This is a genomic window from Streptomyces rhizosphaerihabitans (assembly GCF_025399795.1).
GTDB lineage: Bacteria > Actinomycetota > Actinomycetes > Streptomycetales > Streptomycetaceae > Streptomyces > Streptomyces rhizosphaerihabitans.
Window position 1 is genome coordinate 1 of record NZ_JAODTZ010000081.1, and the last position, 26,588, is coordinate 26,588.

20 protein-coding genes and 4 pseudogenes are annotated in these 26,588 nt (G+C 69.3%); 10 read left to right on the plus strand and 14 right to left on the minus strand.

Features of this window, described 5'->3' with window-relative positions:
* The 5 genes from N4G66_RS41945 to N4G66_RS41965 form a co-directional block, all read right to left on the minus strand.
* On the minus strand, positions 1 to 1,058 hold a 1,058-nt coding region (locus N4G66_RS41945), incomplete at its 3' end, for a CU044_5270 family protein (protein WP_261709581.1).
* The gene (locus N4G66_RS41950; protein ID WP_261709582.1) at positions 1,055 to 1,672 is read right to left on the minus strand and encodes an RNA polymerase sigma factor; all 618 of its coding nucleotides are present in this window, start codon (positions 1,670 to 1,672) and stop codon (positions 1,055 to 1,057) included. The genes N4G66_RS41945 and N4G66_RS41950, both read right to left, overlap by 4 nt.
* 596 nt (positions 1,673 to 2,268) lie before the next feature.
* Positions 2,269 to 2,421, minus strand: a complete 153-nt coding sequence (locus N4G66_RS41955) for a hypothetical protein (RefSeq protein ID WP_261709583.1) — start codon at positions 2,419 to 2,421, stop codon at positions 2,269 to 2,271.
* The gene (locus N4G66_RS41960) at positions 2,414 to 2,650 is read right to left on the minus strand and encodes a DUF5302 domain-containing protein (RefSeq protein WP_261709584.1); all 237 of its coding nucleotides are present in this window, start codon (positions 2,648 to 2,650) and stop codon (positions 2,414 to 2,416) included. Before N4G66_RS41960 ends, N4G66_RS41955 begins: the two co-directional genes overlap by 8 nt.
* Before the next feature lie 805 nt (positions 2,651 to 3,455).
* A complete protein-coding gene (locus N4G66_RS41965; RefSeq protein ID WP_261709585.1) occupies positions 3,456 to 3,965 on the minus strand; it encodes a hypothetical protein in 510 nt (169 codons plus the stop codon).
* A gap of 205 nt (positions 3,966 to 4,170) precedes the next feature.
* Between N4G66_RS41965 and N4G66_RS41970 the strand changes: the two genes are divergently transcribed.
* From N4G66_RS41970 to N4G66_RS41980, 3 genes are all read left to right on the plus strand, one after another.
* On the plus strand, positions 4,171 to 5,727 hold the full coding sequence (locus N4G66_RS41970; RefSeq protein WP_261709586.1) for a Re/Si-specific NAD(P)(+) transhydrogenase subunit alpha: 1,557 nt from the start codon (positions 4,171 to 4,173) through the stop codon (positions 5,725 to 5,727).
* A gap of 6 nt (positions 5,728 to 5,733) precedes the next feature.
* The gene (gene pntB / locus N4G66_RS41975) at positions 5,734 to 7,188 is read left to right on the plus strand and encodes a Re/Si-specific NAD(P)(+) transhydrogenase subunit beta (protein WP_261709587.1); all 1,455 of its coding nucleotides are present in this window, start codon (positions 5,734 to 5,736) and stop codon (positions 7,186 to 7,188) included.
* Positions 7,189 to 7,668: 480 nt separating this feature from the next.
* Positions 7,669 to 9,336 (plus strand): beta-1,3-glucanase family protein, encoded by a 1,668-nt coding sequence (locus tag N4G66_RS41980; protein ID WP_261709588.1) that lies wholly within the window; start codon positions 7,669 to 7,671, stop codon positions 9,334 to 9,336.
* A gap of 138 nt (positions 9,337 to 9,474) precedes the next feature.
* Here the strand turns inward: N4G66_RS41980 and N4G66_RS46145 are convergent.
* Positions 9,475 to 9,600 (minus strand): annotated as a pseudogene (locus N4G66_RS46145) (nSTAND1 domain-containing NTPase); the annotation flags it as partial.
* Positions 9,601 to 9,779: 179 nt separating this feature from the next.
* Here N4G66_RS46145 and N4G66_RS41985 point away from each other — a divergent pair.
* The gene (locus N4G66_RS41985; RefSeq protein ID WP_261709589.1) at positions 9,780 to 10,769 is read left to right on the plus strand and encodes an ornithine cyclodeaminase family protein; all 990 of its coding nucleotides are present in this window, start codon (positions 9,780 to 9,782) and stop codon (positions 10,767 to 10,769) included.
* Positions 10,770 to 11,095: 326 nt separating this feature from the next.
* Here N4G66_RS41985 and N4G66_RS41990 read toward each other — a convergent pair whose 3' ends face one another.
* Both N4G66_RS41990 and N4G66_RS41995 read right to left on the minus strand, forming a co-directional pair.
* Positions 11,096 to 12,217 (minus strand): S8 family peptidase, encoded by a 1,122-nt coding sequence (locus tag N4G66_RS41990; RefSeq protein WP_261709590.1) that lies wholly within the window; start codon positions 12,215 to 12,217, stop codon positions 11,096 to 11,098.
* Positions 12,218 to 12,394: 177 nt separating this feature from the next.
* Positions 12,395 to 12,883, minus strand: a complete 489-nt coding sequence (locus tag N4G66_RS41995) for a hypothetical protein (RefSeq protein WP_261709591.1) — start codon at positions 12,881 to 12,883, stop codon at positions 12,395 to 12,397.
* 190 nt (positions 12,884 to 13,073) lie between these two features.
* Between N4G66_RS41995 and N4G66_RS42000 the strand changes: the two are divergent.
* The 4 genes and pseudogenes from N4G66_RS42000 to N4G66_RS42015 form a co-directional block, all read left to right on the plus strand.
* Positions 13,074 to 13,118: pseudogene (locus N4G66_RS42000) on the plus strand (helix-turn-helix domain-containing protein); the annotation flags it as partial.
* Positions 13,119 to 13,212: 94 nt separating this feature from the next.
* Positions 13,213 to 13,602, plus strand: a pseudogene (locus N4G66_RS42005) (RNA-guided endonuclease InsQ/TnpB family protein); the annotation flags it as partial.
* 355 nt (positions 13,603 to 13,957) lie between these two features.
* On the plus strand, positions 13,958 to 14,893 hold the full coding sequence (locus N4G66_RS42010; protein ID WP_261709592.1) for a class I SAM-dependent methyltransferase: 936 nt from the start codon (positions 13,958 to 13,960) through the stop codon (positions 14,891 to 14,893).
* Positions 14,890 to 15,402 carry a hypothetical protein gene (locus tag N4G66_RS42015; protein WP_261709593.1) on the plus strand — a complete coding sequence of 171 codons (513 nt, stop codon included), beginning with the start codon at positions 14,890 to 14,892 and terminating at the stop codon, positions 15,400 to 15,402. Before N4G66_RS42010 ends, N4G66_RS42015 begins: the two co-directional genes overlap by 4 nt.
* Before the next feature lie 71 nt (positions 15,403 to 15,473).
* Here N4G66_RS42015 and N4G66_RS42020 read toward each other — a convergent pair whose 3' ends face one another.
* Positions 15,474 to 15,716 (minus strand): zinc ribbon domain-containing protein, encoded by a 243-nt coding sequence (locus N4G66_RS42020; protein ID WP_391858973.1) that lies wholly within the window; start codon positions 15,714 to 15,716, stop codon positions 15,474 to 15,476.
* A 118-nt stretch (positions 15,717 to 15,834) separates the two neighbouring features.
* Complete coding sequence (locus tag N4G66_RS42025; protein ID WP_315903755.1) at positions 15,835 to 16,662, minus strand: peptidoglycan recognition protein family protein; 828 nt, start codon at positions 16,660 to 16,662, stop codon at positions 15,835 to 15,837.
* 381 nt (positions 16,663 to 17,043) lie between these two features.
* On the opposite strand from N4G66_RS42025, the gene N4G66_RS42030 reads away from it, so the two are divergent.
* Positions 17,044 to 17,493, plus strand: coding sequence for a spore-associated protein (locus tag N4G66_RS42030; protein WP_261709594.1), 450 nt, complete (start codon positions 17,044 to 17,046; stop codon positions 17,491 to 17,493).
* 94 nt (positions 17,494 to 17,587) lie between these two features.
* On the opposite strand, the gene N4G66_RS42035 is transcribed toward N4G66_RS42030, so the two are convergent.
* The 4 genes from N4G66_RS42035 to N4G66_RS42050 form a co-directional block, all read right to left on the minus strand.
* Positions 17,588 to 17,842 carry a hypothetical protein gene (locus N4G66_RS42035; protein ID WP_261709595.1) on the minus strand — a complete coding sequence of 85 codons (255 nt, stop codon included), beginning with the start codon at positions 17,840 to 17,842 and terminating at the stop codon, positions 17,588 to 17,590.
* 300 nt (positions 17,843 to 18,142) lie between these two features.
* The gene (locus N4G66_RS42040) at positions 18,143 to 18,886 is read right to left on the minus strand and encodes an FKBP-type peptidyl-prolyl cis-trans isomerase (RefSeq protein WP_261709596.1); all 744 of its coding nucleotides are present in this window, start codon (positions 18,884 to 18,886) and stop codon (positions 18,143 to 18,145) included.
* Positions 18,887 to 19,206: 320 nt separating this feature from the next.
* Positions 19,207 to 19,407, minus strand: coding sequence for a hypothetical protein (locus N4G66_RS42045; protein ID WP_261709597.1), 201 nt, complete (start codon positions 19,405 to 19,407; stop codon positions 19,207 to 19,209).
* Between the two features lie 143 nt (positions 19,408 to 19,550).
* Positions 19,551 to 25,718 (minus strand): DNRLRE domain-containing protein, encoded by a 6,168-nt coding sequence (locus tag N4G66_RS42050; RefSeq protein WP_261709598.1) that lies wholly within the window; start codon positions 25,716 to 25,718, stop codon positions 19,551 to 19,553.
* A gap of 600 nt (positions 25,719 to 26,318) precedes the next feature.
* Between N4G66_RS42050 and N4G66_RS42055 the strand changes: the two are divergent.
* Positions 26,319 to 26,588 (plus strand): annotated as a pseudogene (locus N4G66_RS42055) (lytic transglycosylase); the annotation flags it as partial.

Consider the following 26,588-nt stretch of genomic DNA (forward strand, 5'->3'; position numbering starts at 1 on the left):
CCCGCGGATTCCTCACCGTGGTGGTCGACGACGGCGCGGTGCAGCACGGCTGTGCTGCCCATCAGCGTGTCGGACGTGATGCCCTTCTGCTTGTCACGGGTGATGAAACCGCGCGCGCCGAGGAACGCGAGACTGCGCTTGTCGAAGATCCATTCGTCACGTGTGGCGGAGGAGGCGTCCTCGCGTGTGATGGCGATCCCGTGCCGGCCAGCCACGTCGACGGCGTCCGGGATCTCCTTGACGCCCGGTATCCTCGCGGCCGCCCTGTACAGCGCGGCGGTGTTCTGCGGCGGCATGAGCGTCTGGCTCAGCAGGTCGCCGATCAGGGAGAAGACGGCCTGCTCCCTGGACTCGCCGTCAGACACGCGCACTTCGCGGCGCAGCTGGGCGAGCAGGGCGTCGGGGTCGGTCGGCAGCGAGGACAGCCACTCGTACGTGGGGTGGTCGATCCCCGCCGGGACCGCGTCGGTGGACTCGATGGGGATCGTCTCACCGGGCATCACGGCGTCCTTGCCGGACTCGCGCATCCAGCCGAGGGTCTTGAGGGGCCTGGGGTCCTGCGAGGTCCACGTCTCCACCGTGTGCGGGGCACCGAGCTTCACGGGCCCCTCGAACGTTCCCTTGTTCGACACGGTCAGGCTCCTGACGTACACGAACTGGTCGTCCCTGACCGGCGTGGCGTCACTGGCCATGGCGGCGACGGCGATCCGGTGGAGGGTGAGCGAGGCGCTCTGGGCGCGTGCGCTGCCGGTGGCGGCCCGGTCCGCCGGCGCGGAGCCGTGGCCACCACCGGTGCCACCACTGGTACCGGTGCCGGTGAGGGTGACGGCCAGTGCTCCGGCCAACGCCATCGAGGCGAGGGGCAACAGTACGGCCGGGCGCGTCAGCCGGCGGCGCGGGGCCGCGGCGGCGGGAGCGGGAGCGTGGCCGAGGTCTTGGTCGATCTGCTGCATCAGGACTTCCTTGTAGTGGAGGTGCCGTCCCGGCCGGAGGTCCCATTCGGCCGGGACGGACAGCAGCTCCAGCGCGTCCTCGGTCCGTCGACCGTCGGCGTTCATCGGGTCTCCTCCTGCAGGAACAGGGCCGCGAACGCGGCCTCACTCTCCATCTCTCCGCGGGAACCGGGGGGTTCCGTCCTTCCGCTCCCCTGCCCGGAACTGAGCCGGGCGAGCCGGGCCCGGGCGCGCGACAGCCTCGACCGCACGGTGCCGACGGGGATGCCGAGCGTCTGCGCGGCCTGCCGGTAGTCGAGCCCGGCCGACACGCACAGGGCGAACACCTCGCGCTCCTGGCGGCGCAACCGGCCCAGCGCCTCGTGGACCAGCGCGAGCCGGCGGGCGTCGTCGATCCGCCCTGCCGCCTCCTCCGCGAAGTCCTCCACGGGACGCGGCTGCGGGCTGCGCGCGAGGAAGGCGAGCCGCCGGCGCAGACTCCGGTTGGCGTTGTGTGCCTTGTGCGTGGCGATGCCGAGCAGCCAGGGCGCCAGGGATCCGCTGTCCGGCTCGAGCCGCTCCCGGCCGCGCCAGGCGGCGAGGAAGGTCTCGGACATGACCTCCTCGGCCTGTGACCAGTTGCCGGTCAGCCGCAGGGCATGGTTGTAGACCGCCCGCGCGTACTGGTCGTAGAGCTCGGCGAACGCCGCCCGGTCCCCCGCTCGTATGCGCGCACGCATGGATTCCGCTGGTTCTGTATGGCTCACACTCGGTACTCTCCGTGCCCTGCCCGAAGTTCCCGTGGCGTGCGTCACGCCCCTGGTGCAATGGGCGCTCGCAGCGAGCAGGGCCGCTGCCGCTCAGCCGTCCTTGCGTACCACTCCGCCATGGATGGCCATGCCGATCGGTGGAATGCCCGGCGCCCTCGTCCGGGCGCCTATCCGGGGGACGCCCTTCGGGTCGTCCCCGGCGGAGAGAAAGCGCACGACGGCCACCAGCGGCATGCCGGGCAACCGGGCGGGCCGAACCGCGCCGTGGGCAGGAAGCGCAGCGCCGACCGTACGCGCGAGCCGCCCACACCCGCCAGGGCGGGTGGTGCGGGCCCGGCTCATCCGTCCTGGCGGGTGTCCGGTGCGGTCCTCAAGGCCGTCCGACGAGGCCGTCGAAGCCCGGTTCGCGTCAGGATGTGAGGTCCAGTACGCGGACCGGTTCCCGCAGACCGTAGTCGGCCGAGCCGGTGTTGACGGCTCGGCCGTCCTTGCCCTCGATGCACCGGTGGCGGATGGTGCCGCTATGCCGCAAACGTTGCCGCAGACCGACTCGCGCGGCTCGTCGTTCAGCCGGGTGTCTCGGCCGAGCTGGCCGGTTCGGAGCCGTTGTCCAGGGCGGACCGCTCGATGTCGTCGCGGGTCGAGGCCCAACTGGCCAGCGCCAGACATCGCCTGACGCTGCCAAGTCCCGTCTTGAGGCCGTTATGCGACTCAGCCACCGCTCTTTCGGCGGAACGACCGCTGACTCGCGGCCGGGCCGTGCGCGCCGTGGATCTTCGACTTGTTGGTGTTCGCAGCGAGGTCGGCGGCGTCCGCCTGCATACCACGCTTGCGCGCCAGGGCCTCTCGAAACTTGCGCTTCAAGTCGTCCTGGCCGTCATCGTCGGGCGAGAGGGGACTGCTCTCGCCGTCAACCGGCTCTTCGGGCGATGGAGACTCTGCAGTCATGGTGACCTCCTGGGCCTGAGCAGTGGAAAGCACAGCTTGTCATGGCGGGCAGCGCTCGATGCACCCGCTTCCTCCACCGCCAACCGTCATCGCGGATCGTTGACGCTGAACACGGATGAGGACTCCCCGCCACCGATGGCCGCGACCGTCGATGACGACGGCCAAGCACTCGACCAGTTCCACAGGCTGCCCGGCCCCGACCTGTGGTGGTGGCGGCGACACCCCCGCATCCTCACCGGAGACCTCGGTCGTTCGCTTCGCTCGGCCGCCGCCATCGGCACCGACCCGGACACGGCGTGGCCATCAGTCTCCTGGGATGACGGGACAGCCCTTGGATGACAGGAGACACGTATTTCCGGGTGTCCTGTGACAACGATTCTTGAGCGATCGCCACCGGAGTTCGGCTGGTGGGCAGATGGTCAGTGGCCGCGGAGAACGTCGTGAAGGGGTGGACACACCCCGCGACGGGGAGTTCGCGTTCCTGTCCGAGGAGGAGGCTGTCCGGTTGCGCATCTTTGTTCGCGAGGCCTTCACCGGGGTCCTCCGAGGATGCCTTGGCCTTCAAGCCGGGGAGGAATCGGACTCCTGCGGAGCAGGGCAGGAAACGGGATGTCGCCCCAAGGGCGGAACACCGTCCACCTGATTGGGTAGGCTGCACGCCGTGCTGATCGAGAGCCAAGACAGCACATGCACCTCCAAGCCTTGCTGTATCAAACCGGGCTGGTTTCAACCCGGCTGGTGTTGATCGCGGAAGACCTGTTGGGCCGCTGCCCCGCAGGCAGCGTGAGCCAGGAATCCCCCTGCTTTAGCTGGGGGGAGGATTCAAGGAGCGCGGCATCGAGGTACGACCCGGCGCGGCGGGTGAGTTCGTCCCGTACGGCTGCGTCGCCCTCGCGGGGCTCGGTCTGCTCCAGTGCGCCGAGTTCGCGCAGTGCCTGGAGCTCATCGGCGCGGGCCGTGATCCGGGAGGCTTCGCGCGGCTCGGCTTCCCGGACGGCTGCGGATGGGGATGCCGCGGCGGATGCGGCTGTGAGCTCTCCTGGACGACGGCGTCGGTGTCGTAGACCGTGTCCGGAGCCGCAGCGGCGAGCGGCTGGTCGATGCGCTGCTGTTCCGCGAACTCTGCCCGGCCGCGTTCGTCGTCGGCCAGGTGCTCGTGCCGCGAATGCTGCCGCGCGTCGAAGAGGAGGCGGATGCGGGCCGCCGGGCCCTGGTGCGACTTGACGTTGCCGGTCTGTGGAATGGCCGCTTGGTACGGCCACTTCGTCTCCTCGCGGGGTGGCCGGGGGCCCTCCCATACCCGTTCACGGGACACCGAATCGGTGGGGAGCGTTTCCAGAACGCCGGATCACGGCGGCCTGACGACGTCGTCGGCGCGGGCCTCGCGTGAAACACGTCACGGTTGTGCGCTGTGCCGAACAGCCTGCTCCACCATGTAAGTTCCTGCGTTCAAGGGGTGCGGACTCCCCCTGATCACACTTTCGTGCCGCCACATCTGCGCGTTTCAGGGAGACATTGCCATGCCCGCACAAGAATCGGCTCACCATCCGCCCCAGTGCATCGGGGTGGTGGCCGAGTCCACTCCCGGGGAGACCCGTGTCGCGGCGACGCCTGCCACGGTGCGCCAGTTGGTGGGGCTGGGCTACGACGTCGTCGTCGAGTCGGACGCCGGTACGGCGTCGGGTTTCGCGGACGACACCTACGGTGAGGCGGGGGCGCGGATAGGCGACGCCTGGCAGGCGGACGTCGTACTCAAGGTCAACTCCCCTTCGCCGGGCGAGATCGCGCGCGTGCCCGACGGCGCGACGCTGATCGGGCTGATCAGCCCGGCCCAGCGGTCAGAGCTCCTTACGGAGCTCGCGAGCCGGCCCATTACCGTACTGGCTCTGGACGCGGTACCGCGGATCTCACGGGCGCAGTCGATGGACGTGCTCAGTTCCATGGCCAACATCGCCGGCTACCGGGCCGTGATCGAGGCGGCGCACGTGTTCGGGCGGTTCTTCACCGGCCAGGTGACGGCCGCAGGCAAGGTCCCGCCGGCGAAGGTGCTGGTGGCCGGCGTCGGTGTGGCCGGGCTGGCTGCCATCGGCGCCGCCTCCAGTCTGGGGGCAATCGTCCGGGCGACCGATCCGCGACCGGAAGTGGCCGACCAGGTGCGGTCGTTGGGCGGCGAGTACCTCGCGGTCGACGTCGCGCAGGAGGAAAGCACCGACGGCTACGCCAAGGCGACCTCGGCCGACTACGACCGTGCCGCGGCCGAGCTGTACCACGGGCAGGCGAAGGACGTGGACATCGTCATCACGACCGCGCTGATCCCGGGCCGCCCGGCCCCGCGTCTGCTCACCGCGGAGGATGTGGCGGCGATGAAGCCCGGCAGCGTCATCGTCGACATGGCCGCGGCCCAGGGCGGCAACGTGGCGGGGACCGTTGCGGGCCGCATCGTGGTCACCGACAACGACGTCACCATCATCGGGTACACCGATCTCGCGTCCCGGCTGCCCACCCAGGCCTCGCAGCTGTTCGGCACCAACCTGGTGAACCTGCTCAAGCTGCTGACGCCCGGCAAGGACGGTCGGCTGGTCATCGACTTCGACGACGTGGTCCAGCGGGCGGTGACCGTGGTGCGCGAGGGCGAGATCACCTGGCCTCCGCCGCCGGTGGCCGTCTCGGCCTCGGCCGCCGCGCAGCCCGCCCCCGTGGCAGCGGCCGCCCAGCCGAAGGAGTCGCGGCTCACCCCGGCGGCCCGGTTCACCCTGTTCGGCGCCGGCATGCTGGCGATGTTCGCCCTGGTCGCCTTCGCGCCGGCACAACTCGCGGCGAACTTCACGGTCTTCACGCTGGCGGTGGTGATCGGCTACTACGTGATCGGCAAGGTGCACCACGCGTTGCACACGCCGCTGATGTCGGTCACCAACGCGATCTCCGGGATCGTGGTGATCGGAGCGCTGCTGCAGATCGGGCACGAGAGCGCGGTCGTCACCACGCTCTCGTTCGTGGCGATCCTGCTGACCAGCGTGAACATCTTCGGCGGCTTCGCCGTCACCCGCCGCATGCTGTCCATGTTCTCGAAGGGCTGAGCCGCAATGACGTCAACTACAGCCTCCCACGCTGCGGACCTGGTCGCCGCCCTGCTGTTCATCCTCAGCCTGGCGGGGCTGTCCCAGCACCGCACCTCCCGTGCCGGTGTCGCGTACGGCATCGCCGGCATGGCCCTCGCCCTGGTCGCCACCGTCGTCCTCGCGGCACAGAGCATCACCGCGGGCGCGGTCGCACTGATCGTCGTCGCGATGGTGCTCGGCGCCGCGATCGGCATCTGGCGGGCGCGACAGGTCGAGATGACCGAGATGCCCGAGCTCATCGCCGTGCTGCACAGCTTCGTCGGTCTCGCCGCGGTGCTGGTCGGGTGGAACAGCTACCTGGAGGTCGAGGCGCACGGCACCGCGCAGAGGCACGTCACGGCCGATCTGCTGGGGATCCACCACGCCGAGGTGTTCATCGGCATCTTCATCGGCGCGGTCACCTTCACCGGCTCGATCGTCGCCTTCCTCAAGCTGTCGGGGCGCGCCAAGTCCCGTCCGCTGGTGCTGCCGGGCAAGAACGCGCTCAACGTCGCGGCGCTGGTCGCGTTCGTGGCGCTGACGGTCTGGTTCACGATCAGCCCCGGCCTCGGTCTGATGATCGCCGTGACCGTGCTCGCGCTCGTCCTGGGCTGGCATCTCGTGGCCTCGATCGGCGGCGGCGACATGCCCGTCGTCGTCTCCATGCTCAACAGCTACTCCGGCTGGGCCGCGGCCGCGGCGGGATTCCTGCTCGACAACAACCTGCTGATCGTCACGGGCGCGCTGGTCGGGTCCTCGGGCGCCTACCTGTCGTACATCATGTGCAGGGCGATGAACCGGTCCTTCCTCTCGGTCATCGCGGGCGGCTTCGGCATCGAGGCTCCCACCGGCGGGGACGAGGAAGTGGGCGAGCACCGCGAGATCCACGCGCGGGAGGTGGCCGAGCTTCTGACCCAGGCCCGGTCCGTCGTCATCACCCCCGGCTACGGCATGGCCGTGGCCCAGGCGCAGCACCCGGTCGCCGAGCTCACGCGTCAGCTGCGGGAGCGCGGCGTGGAGGTCCGCTTCGGCGTCCACCCCGTGGCCGGCCGTCTGCCCGGGCACATGAACGTGCTGCTGGCCGAGGCCAAGGTGCCGTACGACATCGTCCTGGAGATGGACGAGATCAACGACGACCTCGCCGGCACTTCCGTCGTCCTGGTCATCGGCGCCAACGACACCGTCAACCCGGCCGCGGAGGAGGACCCCGCCAGCCCGATCGCGGGGATGCCGGTGCTGCGGGTGTGGGAGGCGGATCAGGTCGTCGTCTTCAAGCGCTCCATGGCCTCCGGCTACGCGGGTGTGCAGAACCCGCTGTTCTTCCGCGAGAACAGCGGCATGCTCTTCGGCGACGCCAAGCAGAGCGTCGAGGAGATCCTTCGCGCCCTCGCCTCCGACCCCCGCTCCCAGGCGCCGAGCGAAGCGGCCCTCGCCCGCTAGGGCCCGGACCGCGGGCGGCCTGTTCCCGCTTCGGACACGGCCGCATCGCCGTCCGGGTCCCGTTTCTCGGCACGGCCCACCGCCTGCCACGCGCACTCTTTGCGCGGCAGGCGGTGGGCCGTGTCTTTTTGGGCTCGTCGCCCTCCCTGGCGGTGCAACCCCGCGCCGCCGAAAGTCTGGCGCTTGCGCATCCTTGGCCCGGACCCGGACAGCCGCCCTGGCAGCCGGTAGTCGCCAGGGTGCGCCGGTCACACCTGCGCCGGCTCTTGGGACACCGCATGGCCGTCCCCGGACCGTGTGGACTTCAGTCGCGGAGTTCCTGGCGAGGTGCGGGCGCCGTTACGTGGAGGTAATGGTTCCGCAACCTTGACTGTATTGGTCCAGTCCAATAACGTCACCTCCGCGCAGAACCCCACACGAACCAACTCCCCCCGACCGTCACGTTGCTGACGGGCCATCACCCCTCCCGGGAGGGCCCCTGTGGTTTCCCGACGTTCCTTCCTGGCCGCGGCCGGTGTCCTCACCGGTACGGCTGCACTCAGCCCGTTCTCACCCGTCTCGCCGTTGACTTCCACCGCTGCGGCAGCGGGAGTCTCGCTCCCCGTGAAACTGGCGAACAACTCCGGCCACGACACCGTCTACGCCTACATATCCGGCACCGACAGCAGCGGCTGGCCGGTCTTCGTCTCGGCGAACGGCGCCCTGAACCGGCTGCCCAGCCCGTCGTCCCCGGTGACCCCCATCGCCGACTACTCCATCGCGCTGGGCGCCTCCGGTTCGGCCGCCAAGACCGTCACGCTGACCGACTACATCATCGGCGGCCGTGTCTGGTTCTCGGTCGGGCAGAAGCTCCAGTTCTTCGTCAACCCGGGCTCCCCGCCCGGCGTGGTGCAGCCCGCCCTGGTGAGCTCCGACCCCAACTGGGCCACCAACTGGACGTTCTGCGAGTTCACCTTCAACAGCGCCAACCTGTACGCGAACATCTCCTACGTGGACATGGTCGCGCTGCCGGTCTCGATGGCCAGCACCGGCAGCGCAGGCACCCAGTCGGTCAGTCCGCTGCCCGCCGGCGCCCTCGCCTCCATCGCCTCCGGCCTGCAGACACAGCACGCCTCCGACGGAGCGCCCTGGGACAGGCTGGTGGTCACCGACTCCTCCGGTGGGGTGCTGCGCGTCATGGCGCCCGCGCACTCGCCGGTGGACTTCGGCGGCTACTGGAACGACTACCTGAACCGGGTCTGGAGCCACTACGCCTCCACCCCGCTGACCATCAACGGCCAGGGCAGCATCGGTTCCTACACCGGCACCGTCTCCGGCAACGCCATCGTCTTCTCCGGTCTCAACACCAACGGCGTGCCGTTCACCAAGCCGAGCGCCGTCGACATCTTCGGCTGCGCGTCCGGTCCCCTCTACAACTCCGGCGGGGACGCCCGCGGGGCGATCGCCGCCCGGCTCGCCGCCGCGCTCAACCGCAGCTCGCTGCTGGTCCCGGGCGGGAACAACAACCCCGACGGCGTGACGCCCTCGCAGTACTACACGGACTCGATCACCAACCACTACGCGCGGCTGGTCCACAAGTACGCCAGCATCGGCTACGCCTTCCCCTATGACGACGTCGGCCCCACCGGCTCGGCCCCCGTCGACGGGCACATCCAGGACGGGGCGCCCACCTCGTGGAGCATCACCCTGGGCGCCGGCAGCGGCTCCGGCGGAGGATCGGGGGGCGGCTCGGGCACCGTCAGCGCCTACAGCACCATCCAGACCGAGTCCTACTCGGCACAGAGCGGGACCACCACCGAGAGCTGCTCCGATACCGGAGGCGGCAGCGACGTGGGCTATATCGCGAACGGCGACTGGCTGAAGTTCTCCTCCGTCGACTTCGGTTCAACCTCCCCCGGCCAGTTCAAGGCCCGGCTGGCGTCGGGCGCGGCCGCCGGTGTCAGCGGTGCCGTCCAGGTGCGGCTCGACAGCACCAGCGGCACGAAGATCGCCGAGATCGATTTCGGCAACAACGGCGGCTGGCAGAACTGGCAGACCGTTCCCGCGAACACCGTCGCCTCCGCCACCGGAGTCCACGACGTCTACCTGGTCTTCTCGGGCAGCAGTTCGGACTTCACCAACATCAACTGGTTCACCTTCACCAGCTGACCTCCCTCTCCGCAGCAACAGGCGCCCGGGCACAGCACTGTTCGGCGGACCGGTACGCGACCGAGGCGACGGCCTCGCGCCGCGGCCCGGCCGGTATACGGTCCGCTGGCAGCGGTGCAACCGCCCCACCAGGGCGGTTGCACCGCTGCCGGAGGGGCCGATCACGGCGCACACCCGGCGGTCCCGGGCCAGCCGCAGCAGGTCGGCGGTGAGCCGGTCACGGCCGAAGAACATCTGCGCGTCGGCCGGCTCGTACCGGGCCAGCCCCCGGTACGGCGCGGGTGCCGCGTTCTTGTCCTCCTGCGCCTCAGGGCGTTCCCAGGCGCGTACGGATGAATGTGCTCAGGAAGGACTGCGTGTCCAGCCGGGGCGACGGGAGCTCCGGTTGACGCTTTGGCTGCGCGGTCGTCGGCTGGATGACCGGCATCAGGAGGCTGAGGCGCATGCTTGTTCTGGGCCGCTCCCAGGTCGAGGCCCTGCTCGACGTGGACGCGCTGATCGATGCCCTGGCATCGGCGATGGCAGACCTCAGTGCGGGCCGCGCCTCGGTACCCGACCGCGTCGCGGCCCTGGTGCCCGAACGCGATGGATTCCTGGCGGCCATGCCGGGCTTCCTGCCGTCGGCCGGGGTGCTGATGGCCAAGCTGGTGTCACTCTTCCCGCGCAACGACGGGGCACGGCTGCCCACACATCAGGCGCTGATCGTGGCGTTCGATCCGGACACCGGCGAGCCCGCCGCCCTGCTGGACGGTACGGCCATCACCGCGGCGCGGACCGGCGCCTGCTCCGCGCTGTCGGCACGACTGCTGGCCCGCCAGGACGCGACGGTGCTGGCCGTGCTGGGCACCGGCGTCCAGGCCCGGTCCCACGCCCGCGCGATCTGCCGGGTCCGCCCGATCCGGCTGATCCGCGTGGCCGGCCGGGATCCGGCGAAAGCCGCCGCCCTGGCCGAAGAACTCTCCGCCGGGCTGGAGGCCGAAGTCCAGGCCGTGTCCAGTTATGCCGAGGCGCTCGACGGCGCGGACATCGCCGCCGCGACGACGCACGCCGTCGAACCCGTGATCCGCCGCCCCTGGCTGACCCCCGGGGTGCACATCACGTCCGTGGGGTTCAACCCGGCCGGCCGGGAGATCGACGACGCCACGGTCGCGGAGGCGCTGGTGTGCGTCGAATCGCGCCAGGCCGTGCTTGCCCCGCTCCCCGCGGGCAGCAACGACCTGCTCATGCCGATCCGCGACGGCCTCATCACAGCCGACCACGTACACGCCGAGCTGGGCGAACTCATCGCCGGCAGCAAACCGGGGCGCACCGCGCCGGACCAGATCACCCTCTACAAATCGGTCGGCGTGGCAGCGCAGGACGCCGCGGCCACAGCCTTGGTCATCAAATCCGCCCGCGAGCAGTCGATCGGCGAGGAGATCACGCTGCGGTGATGCCGCTGTCAGCAGGCGATCGCGGCGGCCCGCCTCGCACCTGGATTCGGGCCGTTGTCCGGCGCCGGGCGGGAATGAGTGGGCCTGGCTGCCGGCCTCGGAGGTCGGCGTTCCGCGCTCCGCACTTGGGCAGGCCGCGGCTTCTGCGCCGTCAGCCCCCGAGGCCGTCGCCCGGCTCACCCACTTCACCCAAGGGCGGGTGGGCGCACGCCGCGTGTGGCACGGGGAAGACGATGGTGTGGGCGCGGTGGCGGCGCGGCGTGCGCCCCGCCGTTGTGGTGAGGCGCGGTGCTTGGGTGAGCGGGCGGCCGGGGGCCGGGGGCTGGTCAGAGGCCGCCGGTGTTGAGCAGCCGGTTGGGAGTGTCGGAGCGGATACCGCGCAGGACACCACGGGTGGCCGTGTGGTCGAGCCAGACGTGGACCTGGCCGGCCGTGGCGTGGGGGTGTGCCGACAGGTACAGCGCGATCACGCCGGTCGCATGGGGCGCGGCCCAGGACGTCGCGCCGTCGTTCTCCGTGGTCGTACCGCCGCCGGCGAGGGCGGCGGTCACCTTCTGGCCGGGGGCGTACAGGTCCACGCACCGCCCGTAGCCCGATCCGTAGGAGCCGCCGTCGCTCCACGCGCGGTCGTTCGAGGTGGAGGCCGCCACCACGATCGTGCCGGGGACGCCGGCCGGGGAGTGCTTGCAGGCGTCGTCATGGAAGTTGCCGGCCGACACCACCGTCAGGATGCCCGCGTCGACCATCTTCTTCACGGCGGACTCCACGGCCGCCGAGCGGTGGCCGAAGTTGAGCGACATGTTCACCACCGCAGGCTTCTGCGCGTGCGCGGTGACCCACTTGACCGACTTCACCACGGCCGCCTCGGCCGCCGCCGGGGAACCGCCGCCCGCGCTCTCGCACAGGACGCCCTGGACCCGTACGAGCTCCGCCTTGGGCGCCACCCCGTACCTCGCCCCGCCGATGATGCCCGCGACGAACGTGCCGTGGCCGACGCCCGCCTCGCTGAAGCAGTCACCGGAGTCCTTCGGGCCCACAAAGTCCGCGCCGAGGTGGGCGCGTCCGCCGAACTCCTGGTGCGCGATGTCCATCCCGGTGTCGATCACATAGACGTGCACGCCCTTGCCCGTGGCGGTGGTGGTGAACTTCCCGTTCAGCGGCCGCGACCGCTGGTCCAGGATGTCCAGGTTCCACGGCACGTGCCGGGTGACGGGCGCGGCCGCGGCCTGCGCGATCACGGAGGAGTCCCCCACGGTGCCGGGAGACGTCGGCGCCGAGCCGGACGACGCCCCGTGTCCGACGGGCGCCACGGACTCCCCCTTCCCGTGCGCGGGGAGCGTCCCGCCGGTCCCCGCGGGTGCCGCGCGGGCTTCCCCGCTGCAGGCCGAGGCCCCGAGCACCGTCGCCATGGCTGCCATCAGGAGCCCGGCCTTCGTTACGTTCCGCATCACGATGTCCCCCGTATCCCTGCTTCGTGCACAGTCAGCGCACAAGACGACCACAGGGGGCGGACGGTTCCGGCGCGGCGCGGAAGCGGGTCCGGCTGCGCAGGTGGGTTCTGAGAGCGTTCGTCCGCCTGCTGAGAGCGCCGAACGGAGTTTCTCCCGGCGGACGGTGGTGACAGGTCAATGACCGCCGCGGCTGTCGTAGACCGCGAGCGACAGTTCTTTGACCGCGGTCCGGGCGCGCTGTTTGTCCAGGCCCTCGTCGATGACCTCCAGCGCGGCGGCTGCCGAGATCCGAACAGCGCGGGGAAGGCCGTCGTAGGCGGCGAGCCGATACGCCACGGTCCGGCGGACCTTCTGTTCCCGCTCGCTCACCCCACCGGGGGTGACCGGGAAGACCGCGGCCTCGTACAGCGCGACACCCATGACAACCACGTCCGCGAGGCCCTCCGAGATCCCGTCGGTCTGGACGCCCGGGAGGGGATCCAGCGCGATCTGGCTGTGGAAGAAGCCCCCGAGCCCGATGCCCACGGCCGTCGTGCCCGCTCCCACCGCAGCTCCCGTCCAGCCGCCGAAAGCGAAGCCGAAGCAGGCCCCGCCGGCCACCACGCACACCACCATCATCATGGTGAGCAACACGTGCATGCGGGTGCCGGGCGAGACCTTCATCGGACTTCCTTCGTGGATACCCGGGCCTTCGGCCGGGGTAGGGGTACCTCCCGCTTGCGAGGGGAGAAACGGACTCCTGCGGAGCAGGGCAGCAGGCTGGGATGCGCCGTCAGGACGGATCCAGTACCCCGACCGGCAGGTTTGATCCTTCACCAACGCTGACGCTGGTTTGCGAGCCGTGGCCACTCACGTGAAGCGGGCGTTCAAGTACCGCTTCTGTCCGACCGACGCGCAGGCAGCCGAGCTGTCGCGCACGTTCGGATGCGTGCGGAACGAACGAGGTGTCGTCGGTTCCGTTGCAGCAGTCGCTGCGGCATCTGCAGGTGGCGTCGCTCGTGATCGAGGACCTGGCCGTACGCAACCTGGTCAGGAACCGGAGCCCGGCCCGCGCCGTCCCGGACGCGGCGTGGGCGGACGTCCGGAGCCTGCTGGAGTACAAAGCCCAGTGGTACGGACGTGAGGTGATCGCCGTCGACCGGTGGTTCCCCTCCTCCAAGCTGCGCTCCGCCTGCGGCGCCCTCCGGGAGCGGATGCCGTTGCATGTCCGCACCTGGACATGCGGCTGCGGTGCGAGCCACGACCGGGACGTGAACGCGGCGAAGAACCTGCCGGCCGCCGGACTGGCGGTGACAGCCTGTGGAGCTGGTGCAAGACCTCAACGGAGCACTCCGGGCGGGCAGTCGGCGACGAAGCAGGAAACCCCACGGCACGGGCCGTAGGAATCCCCCTCCTTCAGGAGGGGGAGGAAGTCAAGACGAGCAGTATGCAGACGCCCTCCCGACCACGCGGCAGCGGCCCCGGGACCAGCTGATACCTGCCGGCCTTGGCACCGGATCCACCACCGCCGCGGGATGCCCGGACACGCTCCAACAGAGCGGGCGAAGTACGTACGAACTGCTTTCGGCCACGTACTTCTCCTACACCGGCACGGCGCCTGCCCCGGAGGCGGACGGTGACTTGGAGAGGGGTGCTCTCAGAAGTCGGCGGGCACCGTTTCCCGTAGAAGAGAGCGGTCTCGGCCTTGAGCGGTGGGTACTCTCGCCTCTGGCCGACGAAGTCATAGAGTTCTGCCTCGTGCACCAGCTTGAGATATCCGACCTGATCACGGCGGTGGATCCACACACCGGCCGCCGGCTCCCGGTCCGGCGCACCGAGGTCATCCAGCAGCTCCGCGAGAGCGGAGACGAGCGCGCGGCCCGGATCGTTGCCGGGCTGGCCGCGGACCAGGACGGCGTACTCGACCCTCACGCCGTGGACCGCCTGCTCATCAGCGTGCATACCGAGCTCCAGCGCCTGAGCGAGGAACTGCGGATCGGCGAACGGCTGGTCCACGTGCTCGGCCCCCTTTTCACCGCGATTCGGGCGGCCGCCCGGCAGACCGGGGCGTACCGCCTCGTCGATGTCGGTTGCGGGCTGGGCTACCTGGTGCGCTGGCTGGCGGCTACCGACGCTCTCGGCGCGGATGTCGAGCTGGTCGGGGTCGACCTCGACGCCACGCTGGTCGGCGAAGCGGACCGGCTTGCCCGCGCCGAGGGGCTCACCTGTCGTTTTGTCCACGGAAACGCCTTCGACCTGCCGGAGGCCGCGACCGTTTACGTCTCCACCGGCGTACTGCACCATTTCCGGGGTTCCGCTCTGGCCGATTTCTTCCAGGCCCAGGCCGCTTCACCGGCCCATGCGTTCTGCCACTTCGACATCGCCGCAACCCCTCTCGCGCCCCTGGGTGCCTGGATCTTCCATCGCGCCCGGATGCGCAACCCGCTCGGCCGCCACGACGGCGTCGTCTCCGCACGGCGCGCCCACAGTGACGAGACACTCCTGCGTGCCGCTGCGGTACCCGGCATCCGGGCACTGCTGTACGAGCCGCGGGGAACGGCGAACCCGTTCTGCACCACGTTGCGCCCGATCATCGGAGTGCGCCCGCACCTGGAGGCGCCCCTTCGCCGAGCCCTCGGGCGGGACGCCCGCCATATGGTCGGCCCGGAGCACCTCGTCGAGGCCGGCCGATGACGCCCGCCATACCGCTTGTGCTTCTCGGCCTGGCCGACGCGGCGTTCAGCGGTTTCCGCGCCTACGCGGGCAGCGACGCCCGCATCCGCAAGCGGCGGGCCAACGCCCGGGCCGCCCTGCGGGGCCTGGCCGTCGGGGCCGTCCTGCTGCTCGCTCCCATGCTGACCGCCGCTCTCCTGCTGCTGACCCCGCGAGACCAGGCACGGACCTACAGCGCTTTGACCGCCGGCGGCCTCGGCTACCTGTTCCCGCTCATCGTCTACGCGAGCGCCGTACTGCTTTTGCTCGCCGCCTACTTCGCCCTGCCGTTCCGCGCCAGTACCCTCGCGATGGTCATCGGCCTCGGCCCGCTGACTCTGCTGCGTCCGCTCGTCATTGCCGCCGCGTGCCTCGGTGCGGTCCTCAACGGCGGCGGTGGGGCCGCCCTTCTGGTCGGCACGATCGCAGGTGCCGCCGTGCTGTGCGTCGAGCCTGCGGTGCACCGGCGCTGGTACCACCACGGCCCTTGACATCCTCCGCCCCCTGAAGGGGGCAGAATCCCATCCGTGTCGCAGTGCGGCCGGGTGGGTGGTTGACGCTTCTAAGACCGGGTAACCCCGAGGTCTCCACGTCCTGACACCGCATGTCCTGCGGTGTGTTCGATGCTGCGGGCGGCGTTGGTGTCCGCGTTCGCCTCGTATCCGCAGCCGTCTGCCTTACAGACGAATCGGGCCTGGCTTTCGCGGCTGCCGGGGGTGATGAACCCGCAGGCGGAGCAGCGCGGCAAGGCGGGTTCGTGCGAGATCCTCCGTGGTGAAGTGGATACGCAGCACGGTCCCCCCACGCGTGTTTTTCCCCGATGCGGCTGACAATGCCGCGCCGCCCCCGTGAAGGCAAGGGCCGGAACGGGTCAACTCGGACCGTGTACAGCTCAGTTGGCGCCGTGCGGGCCGGGCCGGTCATCATAGGACGATTGCGGCGGCCTCCCGGCGTATGGCGGGCAGGTCGGTGAAGACCGTGCCGGGGCAGTCGGTGTCCGCCCAGTTGCGGTGGCCGCCGATGACCGACGCGGCACGGCTGACCCCGCTGACCGGGTTGAGGTAGAGCACCTTGCCCGTGGGGGCGAGCGCGTGCCGTGCAGCCAGGTCGGCCAGGAGCTGCACGAGCGCGGTGCGGGCGACGGACGACGGGGGTGTGGTCGTCAGCGTTCCCAGCAGGGCGATTCCGATGTTGCCCGTGTTGTAGCCCTGGACGTGCGCGCCGGTCACGAGCCGGCCCGCTGAGTCGTGTGCGGCCGTGCCGTCGGTGCCGGACCAGCGTCCTTCGTACACCAGGCCGTTCCGGTCGATCAGGAAGTGGTAGCCGATGTCGCCGTAGCCCTTGCCGACCGTGTCGTTGCGGTAGATCGCTCGGACCACCGCGGCCGGGTCGGGATCGCTGCTCCCGTCGTCGGTGTGGTGCACGGTGAGGGTCTGGACCGGGTAATACTCGGGCGGCCAGATCTCCGTACCGTCTGCGTACCGGAGTATCTCGTCCGCGCCCCACCTCGTTTCCTCGCTGGGTGCCCCGGCCTTCGGGCCGGGAGTGAATGCGAGCCCCTGCGGAGCAGGGCAGGGGTAGAGGAATCGCCGGCAGGGCGATTCGTCGTCGCCCTGACGGGGTGGAGGGTGATCTCGAGCAGGTGCGGGATCTCGGCGTTGAGGGGCCGCCGGTCGGCGGCCGCTTGAGCGGTGAGCCGGGCGTGGAGTTCCTTGGGATGCGAAGCGTGAATTTGAACATTCCGCTGTTATGGCGTTATTGCGCTATTACCGTGACGGCATGTCACGTTTCCGCATGTACCCCACGTGCACGCAGGAGCAGCAGATGTTGCTGCACTGTGGTCCGGGAGTTCGGGCATCCGGCGGGGAGTTCGGGTGGCCGACGGGGAGTTCGGGTGGCCGACGGGGAGTTCGGGTGGCGGTCAGGACGCGGGATCCCAGATGCCGAGGACTCCCCCGGGCTCCCCCGGCATGCGGGCCGCTGCTTCGGGCCTGCGCGCAACAGCGATCGGACACCCCTGTACGGCTGTCGTGCGGGCCGCACATCTTTTGCGGCCGATGCACAACCGTTCCGATGCCCCGCGGGTCACATAAGGCAGGAGTAAATATCTCCAAAGATCACAAGGGGGAAATATGCGATTCAACCGTTCCGTTCTGACGGCGGCCGCTTTCGCCGCCCTGGCGGTGGGGGCCACCACCGCTCTGGCGGTGCCCGCCTCGGCCGCACCCAACACCACACCGCAGAAGGTCTGCGGAAGCGCCTACAAGACCGTGAACTCCGCTCCCGTCGGCTCTCTGGGCACCATCTACCTGACGTACAACGCGTCGAACGGCAAGAACTGCGTCGCGACCATCCGTCAGAACCCGGGCACCGCCGTGGACATGTCCACGTGGATCTACGTCCCCGACACCGACCAGGGCGCCCAGGACTACGGGCGGTACACCTCGTACGCGGGGCCGGCCTACGTGTACGGCAAGGGCCACTGCGTCGACTGGGGCGGCCAGATCAACAACGTGTACACCCAGGTGACCGGCTCCAACTGTGCCGCCTTCAAGGAGCAGCGGGTCACCTTCACCCGCTGACCCGCCGCTCCTTGCGGCCATCACGCTCCCGCGCCGCCCTCGATGAGTTCAGGGCTGGAGAGCCGACGGTGATCGGCCGGATCTCACAACCCGATCACCGCGCGGGAACGCACTGGCCGACCCGCCCCGGCAGACTCACCGAGTTCTGCCGGGGCGGGCACATGTCCCGGCCCGCACCACAGGACCCGGGTGCTGACTCGTACTTGCGGGGGCGAAGGTCTTCCTCGGCCTGCTCCCAGTCCCGGTTGGGGGTGCTGCGGGTGCGGATCGTTCCCGGCCGGGCGTCGACCTGCACGTCGGGGTCGGCCCGTACGTCCGCCGTCGCGGCCACCGCCTCCGGCCAGATCACCGGGCCGCGCGGTGGATGCAGATGGCGGACACACCGGTCCGCGTGCGCCGGCGCGCTTCCGGCGTCCGCCCGAAAACAGCTGGTCGTACGAGCACCATGCAACCGTGTGCCGGAGATCGTGAGGGCCGACAGGACACAGCGTCTTCGCCTCGCCGGCTTCATCTCACTGCGGCTCTCACTCGCCCCGTTGGTCGGGGCACACGACAGGCCGCCCCTCGCTACTCCTGGGGCGGCCTGTCGTGGGTGGGCCAAGCGTGGGCCTGGGGCGGAAGGATCCGTGTCTGTCTGTTTGCCTGCTCGTCAGATGGCGGCAAGGACATCCACGACGAAGATCAACGTTGAGTGAGCCGGGATGCCCTTTTGCTCTTGGCCGCCGTAGCCGGAACCGGGCGGCACGACTATCAAAAGCCTGCTGCCGACCTTCGCACCCACGACAGCCTGGTCGAGTCCCTTGATGAGGTTGCCCCGGCCGATGACGACCGGCGCAGGTCCGTCGTTCCAGGAGGCGTCGAACAGCTCGGCCCCGTCCTTGCCCCGGTTGGTGGCCCAGACCGCGCCGGCACGTCGCAGCACGGTGGTCTGTCCTGCGCGGACGACGGGTCCTGAACCGTTGATGAGACGTCGCGAGGTGAGCCTTCTCGGCGGGTCGGCGTCAGGCACGTTGATCGACACGGTCCCCGAGCGGACCTGAGAGCTGGGCAGGTCTCCGGGGGCGGCATGCTGCGTCCCCTTGACGGTGGCGGTGTCGTTGACGGCATCGACAATGTCCACTACGAAGACGACCGTGTCGGTCGGTGACACTCCGATCCCGGGGTTGCCGGACTTGCCGTATGCGGCGTTCGGCGGAGCGATCACCAGGATGCGGCTGCCGACCGGTTGTCCGTTGACGGCACGGTCGAGGGCGGGAAGAGCCGAGTCTGTGCCGACCGTGAACACCGTGGCCGCCGCCTTCCTCCCCTTCTTGTCGTACGTGGAGGGCAGAGGCTTGTTCTTCTTCCAGGTGCGCGCCGTGTAGTTGACGACGGCGATGTCGTGATTGCCCACACGAGGGCCGGCTCCCTTGAGGACGGGCTTTACGACGAACTTCCCGCTCGGTCGGGCTTTGGGAACCGTGATTGTCGCTCTGTGCCCGAAGGGGCCCGTGACGCGTGGCAGCTTGGTGTCGCTGGCGACGACCTGCGGTACGGGTGCGCGGGATATGGAGACGGTTGGGGCCGGCAGCGGGCGGTGGCTCTCGCTCGGGGCTGGCTGGTCCTTGCCGCCGCTGCAGCCCACAAGGGTCAGAGCGCAGGCGAGGAGGGGTACGGCGATGCGGCGCATGTTCATTCCTGGTCGATGACGTATTGGGTCCGCTGCGGGAGTGGTCAGGGACGCTTGTTTGCTGCAACGCGCAGGTGGAGGAGACCGGTGAGCCACGCTGCGGCGAACAGCGCACCCGCGCCTTCGATGAATCCGCTCGCGCGGTCTCCGTCGGTCAGCAGCTCGGTCAGGTAGAGGACCGCGAGAAGAGATCCGAAGAGGAAGAGGACGACGGAGGCAGCGCCGAAGGACGGTGCTCGCTTCATGGAGGGCTCCTGGAGGCCGTGATCGTGCGGGGATGTGGGAGGAGCCCGGCCCCGCGCCCCGTAACGGGGTGCGGGGCCGGGTCCTGTCCGGCGGCCGCAGGTGGCCGCCGGACAGGATTTCCGCTGGTGTGCTGCTCAGCCGATCAGCGGCTGACGTAGGAGTAGGACACCCACGACACGGGGTAGGAGCCCCTGATCCTCCATGTGATGAACAGCTTGAGGCACTTGCCGCGTTCCTTCGCCCGGTAGGCCCACCACACGATAAGTGCCGCGTATGCGCCGTAGATGGCAGCGATGGCTCCTGCAACTACGTTGATGCATGCAATGGCTCCGGCGATGAAGCCATACATGGTCAGGATGTAGGGGCCTTCGTTGGCCATCTTCTGGGTTGCCCACCAGTTGAAGTAGATGCGGACGCTGGAGCCGGTGTGCAGTCCGGCGTCCCAGCCCCAGGAGTCCCAGTAGCTCCAGGAGTGGCCGATCACCTTGCCCCAGAAGTAGTGCTTGGTACGCCAGTTGTGCCACTTGCCGTCGAGGTCGACCTGATTCAGTGGGTCGGCGCCGACGTAGTCGTAGGCGTTGTCGCTGCCTCCGGGGACGGGGTCCATCGACAGGAAGCGTCCCTGCGTGGGGTCGTACATACGTACGCCCATCAGGATGGCCCCGGTGGGCGTCTCGCTGGAGCGCAGTTCACCACCCAGCCAGCCGTAGCGCGTGGTGGTGCTGCCTGCGAGGGCGTTGCCGTACTCGTCCTGCCGCAGCACGGTCGGCGCCTTGGTGGTGTCGAGCGGAAGGGTCACGCCGATGTCGCCGTGGATGCCGGTCAGCTGGAGGACGGTGCCTCCGGTGGCTGCGGTGGTCGCTTCCAGTTTGCCGGTCAGTCCGTGGACGTTGCGAGAGATGGTTCCGGCAGCGTCCTCGGCCACCCAGTCGGGGCTGTCGGATGTCGAACCGTAGTGGTTCGTCTTCTGCGCCGTCTGGGTCCACAGGCCTCCGGTGTCCTGGGTCTCCGTTGTCCAGGAGGCCAGACGTCCGGCCGCGTCGAGGTCCCACGTCTGACGCTGGGTTCCGGCGGTCTGCCGGCGGATCAGGTCGTTCGTGTAGTACTCGAGGGTGGCGCCGTTGGCCTGGGTGGTGGTCCGGCCGAAGGCGTCGTAGGCGACGCCGGTGGCGATGAGCCGGTCGGCGCTGTCGTAGGCGTTGGCCGCCGTGGTGGCGCCGGTGTCGCTGCAACCGGCTCCCGCGGCGGCGACGCTGGTGGCCAGGCCGGTGCGGTTGCTGTTGTCGTCGAGTGTGTACGCGCGCCGGGTGCAGGTCTCGTCCGCCGCGGTGTCGTCGGTGCGGGTGAGCCTTCCGGCCTTGTCGTAGGTGTAGTTCTGCTCGGTGCTGTCTCCTGCCGTGCCGTTGTGGTGGACGATCTGCCCGTGTACGGAGTAGTCGACGCTGTCGGCCAGTGCGACCGCTCCGTCGGAGTCACGGGAGTAGACGCGCGAGGTGTCCTCGCCGATCTCGTTGAAGCCGAGGTTGAGCGTGTACCCGCCCGGCAGGTTTTCGCTGGTGAGCTCCCCGTCCGGGCCGTAGGAAGCAGCGAAGGTTCCTGCCACCGAGTCGGTCAGGGACGTGGGAAGGCCGCGGGCCTCCTTGGCCGTGTCGTAGGTGAACGTCAGGGTGGAGGGGGCCGAGTCGCTTACCTTCAGCGGGCGGCCCATCAGGTCGTACTCGGCCGTGCGGGTGTTCCCGGCACCGTCGTTGTACGAGATGATGCGGCCCAGTTTGTCGTAGGCGGTGGTGATGGTCTTGCCATTGCTGACGGCCGTCGCCACGCGCCCGCTGGCCGCGTCGTAGGTGGTGGTGCTGCTGGGTGCCGCTGTTCCCAGGCCGCCGGTCACCGCGGCAGCGGTGAGACGTCCTGCGCCGTCCATGCTCAAGGTGGTGGTACGGGTGACGCCGTTGGCGCTTTCGGTGACCTTCTCCGGGCTGCCCCACCAGTCGTATTCGACAGTCCTGGCGGGACGAGCGCCGGGGTTGGATCCGCCGCCGGTGATAGCTGCGGCCGGAGTGGTCGAGCAGGGCAGGTCAGCCCACTCGGGGCGCCCCTGGCACGTTCCGGTACCGGTGGCCGACCAGTAGGTCGTCACCGTCGTTCCGGCGTCTGCGCCGTTCGACTTCGGCAGACTGGTCTTGCTGACACGGCCCTGTGCGTCGTAAGTGGTGGACTTGGTGAGGTTCAGACCGCCGGCGTCCTCCACCGTGGAGGTGGTCAGGCCTCTGGCCCAGTCGTAGGTGGTCTTGGTGATACGGACGTCGCCGTCGGCGGGGTATCCGTCCACGCGGGCTCCCACGGTGACTTGGGTCGGCAGGTCGCTGACCTTCGCCGTGCCGTCGGTGGGGCGACCGCCGTCGTAGTCGGTGACGGTGTGTGCTCTCGCGGCGACCTCGGTCCCGGCGGGCACGTCGGTACCGCCGGCTCCGGCCGGCAGCGCCTTGGTGAGCGTGGTCAGATGCAGCGGTTCGAGCTCCTCCAGCTGAAGGCGGCCGTCACTGCTGTACACGTACGAAGTGGACAGTTGCTGCGCCCGCTCGGCCGTCGAGACGTCCCCGAGCCCCAGCCGCACGAGGCGGTCCAGGTCGTTCCCGGCCGTCGCCAGCGCGAGACGACGGTTGCCGGCCGTCAGCTCACGGACCTCGCCGCCGAGAGCGTTGTACTCATTGGTGGTGATGTACCCGCCGGGATCGGCGGTGTTGACCCCCCGCCCGGAGGCATCGATGTAGGTGATGGTGGCCCGCTTGTAGGAACCGGCGGTCAAGGTGCGGCCGTCGTTCGATGCAGGCGTGGTGTCGGCGGGGAAGATCGCGGTGGCGTCCGTAGGAACGTCCGTCTGTCCCCAGGCCTGCACCTCGGTGGGGCCCATGCCGTACGGGGCGCTGCTCCCGGTGAGGGGAACGTCGTACACGACCTGTGTGTCGGCGCTGCCTTCGGTGACATCGGCGCTGCCCTGGTGCAGACCCGGGCGTGAGGTCTTCAGCAGCATGCCGTCGCCGGCGGTCGCCGCGTTGCCGGCCTTGCCGTAGGAGAAGCTCCACGGCAGTTCGCCCGCAGGCGTCAGCTTGGTGACCCGGCCGGCCGAGTCGTACTCGTACTCGGTCTTCAGGGCCGGTGTGATCAGCGGGTTCCACGCCTGGCGCAGGTGGCCCGTGGTGTCGTAGGCGTACGTTTCCACCGTCTTGGACGTCGCGGACGACGCACCAGGGGTGGTGGAACGCAGGCGGATCTCCTTCACCTGGCCTGTGTAGTCACCGAAGGTCGAAGCAGTCGCCGTCGTCGTGCCGGCGTAGACGAACTCCAGTATCCGGCAGCCCTTCGTGGTCGGCGTGGCCGCGCAGGTGTCGGCGGACACCGCCGACGTGGGCGCGATCACGTACTTCGGGCGAGCCAGGGTCTGTGTGCCGGCAACGACCTTCTCCGAGACGACCGTCGTCGTCGAGTTGGACGTCGGCCGGTAGGACGTGGCCGACTGCCAGGTCGTGGCGGCGGGGTCCACCTTCGCGAACGTGGTGGTGGTCCCGGCGCTCTCCTTCAAAGTGAAGGACCCCGTCAGCGAACCGGTCAGGGTCAAAGACTCCGAGCCCGGCTCAGGCTTCCACCCGCTCGCGCTGGTGGCCGTGAAACCGATACCCCCGCCCTGCGCATCGACCAACTCCACGGAGGTCGCGGATGTCTGGCGGATGCTGGTCCAGGCGGAGCCGCTGGTGTCTGCCGTGATGCCCGAGATCCAGTCCGGGCCGTAGATGGCCGCCTGGCCCTCCATGTCCTGGTCGGCCGTCGCGCGGCGGGAGGATGTGCTGCGCGTCGCGCTCACGCCGAAGCCCGACGCGTCGCTCTCCGTGAAGGCGAAGTCGCCGGTCAGCATGTTCACCTCACCGGGTCCGACTTCCTGCGTCGGAGCGTCGCCGGCCTCACGGTCGACGGTGACGGTGACCGGCTGGCTGTAGCCCGAGGTGGTGCCGTCGGTGAACGCCGCTCGCACGTCGATCGGACCGTCCTGCGCGATGGACGTGGTGACAGTCCACGTCAGCGCGGCGGGTGCCCCACTCGGTGAAGCAAGCGGCCAGGAAGCGACCGCGGAGCCGTCGGCGTTGCGCGTTACATCGGCCAGCGGAACGTTTTTCCAGCTGTCGGTCTCACCGCGTCGGTACTGGTAGGTCACTCCGGTGTAGCTGCTCCGGCCCGTCGAGGTCAGCGCGACCCGGCGGGCGGGACGGTCCCCGTCACGCGGGGAGATCATCGCCGCCCCATCAGCGCCCACGCCGAACCGGTACTCGGTCGTCGTCGTGGAAAGATTGCCGCCGGAGTCGATGGTCTTGGCGTACAGGCTGTGCCAGCCCTCACCCGGCTTCACGGTCACCGTCAGCGGGTCGCCGCCGCTGCCGTCGGTGGTGTCGTCGATACGGTTGGGCGCGTTGGGGTCATCCAGCCCCCAGTAGAACCCCTGCCCGTCCGTGGCCGAGGTGTCCAGCGTGCACTGCGCGCCGCTGCTCGCCTTGGCGGTCCAGGTGTCCTTGGCGTACGGGTCACACACGATCGTCGGCGCCGTCGGCTTGGCGGTGTTGAGGACGAATGTGGTGTATCCGCTCCACGAACCGTAGTCCGAGTCGTCGAAGCCACGGACCCGGAAGCGCAGATGCGATCCGGCAGGGAAGGCGTTGGCCGAGGGGATGGTCAGCTTGGCTGTTCCACCTGATGCCACGGCGGCCGTGGTGGCCGTGTAGGTGTACGTGGTGTCGTTGTACGCCGGGTCGGGCGTCACTTCGAACTGGGCCTTGACCGTGCCGCCGTCGGCGTCGCTGACCTTTGCCGACAGCATCGGCGTCAGTGACGTGACATAGCGCTTGCCGTTGTAGGCGTTGGCAACGCTCGGCGAGACTGCCGCTGCGGTTGTCGCCGCCGGGTAGGAGTTGTACGTCACCGTCAGGTGCGGCTCCACGGAGTCGTCACCACTGATGTAGTTGGCCGACCGGAATCTGCGCCAAGTGGTCGCGTCCGTCTCGTCGGCTCCGGCGATCCGCAGTCCGTAGTTGGCTGAACCACTCGCCCACGCCTGCACGATGGCGTCGACATCGAAGTTCATGGTGCCGGCCGCGCAGGAAGAGCTGTACCCCAGAGCCGCCTTGTTGACGACGGCACCGGTGGCCGTCGTCGCGGGCTGCGCAGCCCAGGTGATGGCGGACGAAGTCCAGTCACCGGTGATGCGCCGGACCTCGGTCCCTGCTCCCGCTGTCGAACACGTCGAGGAGTAGTACGAGTACAGCGCGAGGTTGGTGTCCAGGATGTGCTTGCCCTGGAACGCCGCCACGTCGAATTTCAGGTACGACCGGGCTTTGTTCGTGCCCGTGTCGTAGGTGCCCGACTTCAGCTCGGGCGAGGACACCTGGGAGTCCGGGTAGTCGGGTGTCTGCACCCATGTGTCAGTGGTGACCGCGAGGGTGGAGGTGGGGTCGACCGTCACCGGGTACTGCAGGTCCGCCTGAGCGAGGAAGTCCGCGTCCGGCGTCAGCACCAGGGTCTGCGACCCATCGGACCCGGTCTCGACCTTGGTGTCCACCGGGGCAGCATTCTTTGACTCACCCGAGCGCGGGTCCTTCGACGAGTCCCACATCATCGGGGCCGGGGCCTCTGCGACCAGCTTGCCGGCATCGTCCTTGAGCAGTAGGTGCCCCGACTTCGCCTGGGACAGCTTCAAGCCCTTCAGGTTGAGCGGAATGCGGTACGAGACCGCTTCACCGGGCGCCTGCGCAAGGATGACGTTCTGCGAGAAACCCTGCTCGAGGGCGGTGACTTCGAGTGTTTGACCGTGGCCCAGCCCGTAGGAGGCGGTTGCCCCCTTGACCCGCGGAGCCGGAAGAGTGTCCTCCCATCCAAGACCGAAGGACGTGGAGCCCTTGGTCACGGAAGCAAGCTGGTCATCACCGCCGTCGGACAGCTTGACCTCCGCAGTGGCCGCCTTGGGTTCCAGCGACGGACCGGTGTCCCGCAGCGAGGTGTCGATGTCCTGCCAGACACCGTCCTTGCGGGTGCGGATGGGGCCCGCGTATACGGACGTCTGCAACGCGCCCGAAGGCAGGGCCCAGGTGGTGCCATGCTCAGTGCGCGCCGACAGAACCTCGATCTTGCGATCTTGCAGGCGCGCCATGAGCATCGCCGAGGCCTCATCGGCGGCCTGAGCAGGTCCGAGAGCGGCCGCTTCCGGCGCAGCCGCGGGAAGTGCTACCGCGGCGCCGTCCACCATCGTGGTGCACAGCGCGAGCACCACGCTTCCGGCTATGTAGCGGAGGCGTCTGCCGCTCCAACGCTGCCGTCTCGCCCATGGCGAGGGTGGCTGATATCGATTCATTCCGGCTCTCTGGCCTTCCTGTAGCGGAGAAGTTGTCAGCCGGAAAAGTTAGCTTTGTCGATATACCGCGAAGATCATCTAAAGGCGGAGGCACCGGACATCTTCGATGATCACGACATGGCTACAAGCTGACTACTGTTCAAAATTTGATTACTTACGAGGTAACCGCTGGTCAGGACGGTTGTAGTGACTGACGCGACTGGATGGTGGCGGTGACTTCGGTTTCGAGAGGCGCGCAGCACGGTCTGGACTCGCGCCGCCGCAGCAACGAGTACTTTCGGCCAGCCACGCAGTGGCTGGCCCGGCTCGACTCGCCCGACGGGCAGAAGCCGCGATCCCGGCGCACCACGGCGCTCCGGTCGCGAACACGTCGACCAGGCCCGGACGATCGATGCCAAAGGCGCTGTCGTAGGGTCGCCTGGGTCGCCGTGCCGGGGGCACGACGGGAAGCAGCAAAAGCGCACAGGGTTCTTGAGAGACGGCAGGTCATTGCGGTCGCCGGTGGGAGGGGTTCACTCGATGGCGGCGCAATTCGGCAGGAGGCTGCGCAAGAGCGCGGCAACCACCGCTGTGGCCGCGGCCGCGGTCGCGGCTCTGTCCGCCTCCCAGGCCGCGGGAGTAAGCGCCGACAGCCACGGCAGACAGATGACCGCCATCCACACCCGGCAGAACGCGAACGGCACGGACTACGGAATCGCGACCGGCAACTCGCGTTACTACACGGACCTTCCGCCGCTGCAGAGCCCGAACCCCGCACCGAGCGCGAGTGCGGGTGGCGGCACGCCCGCC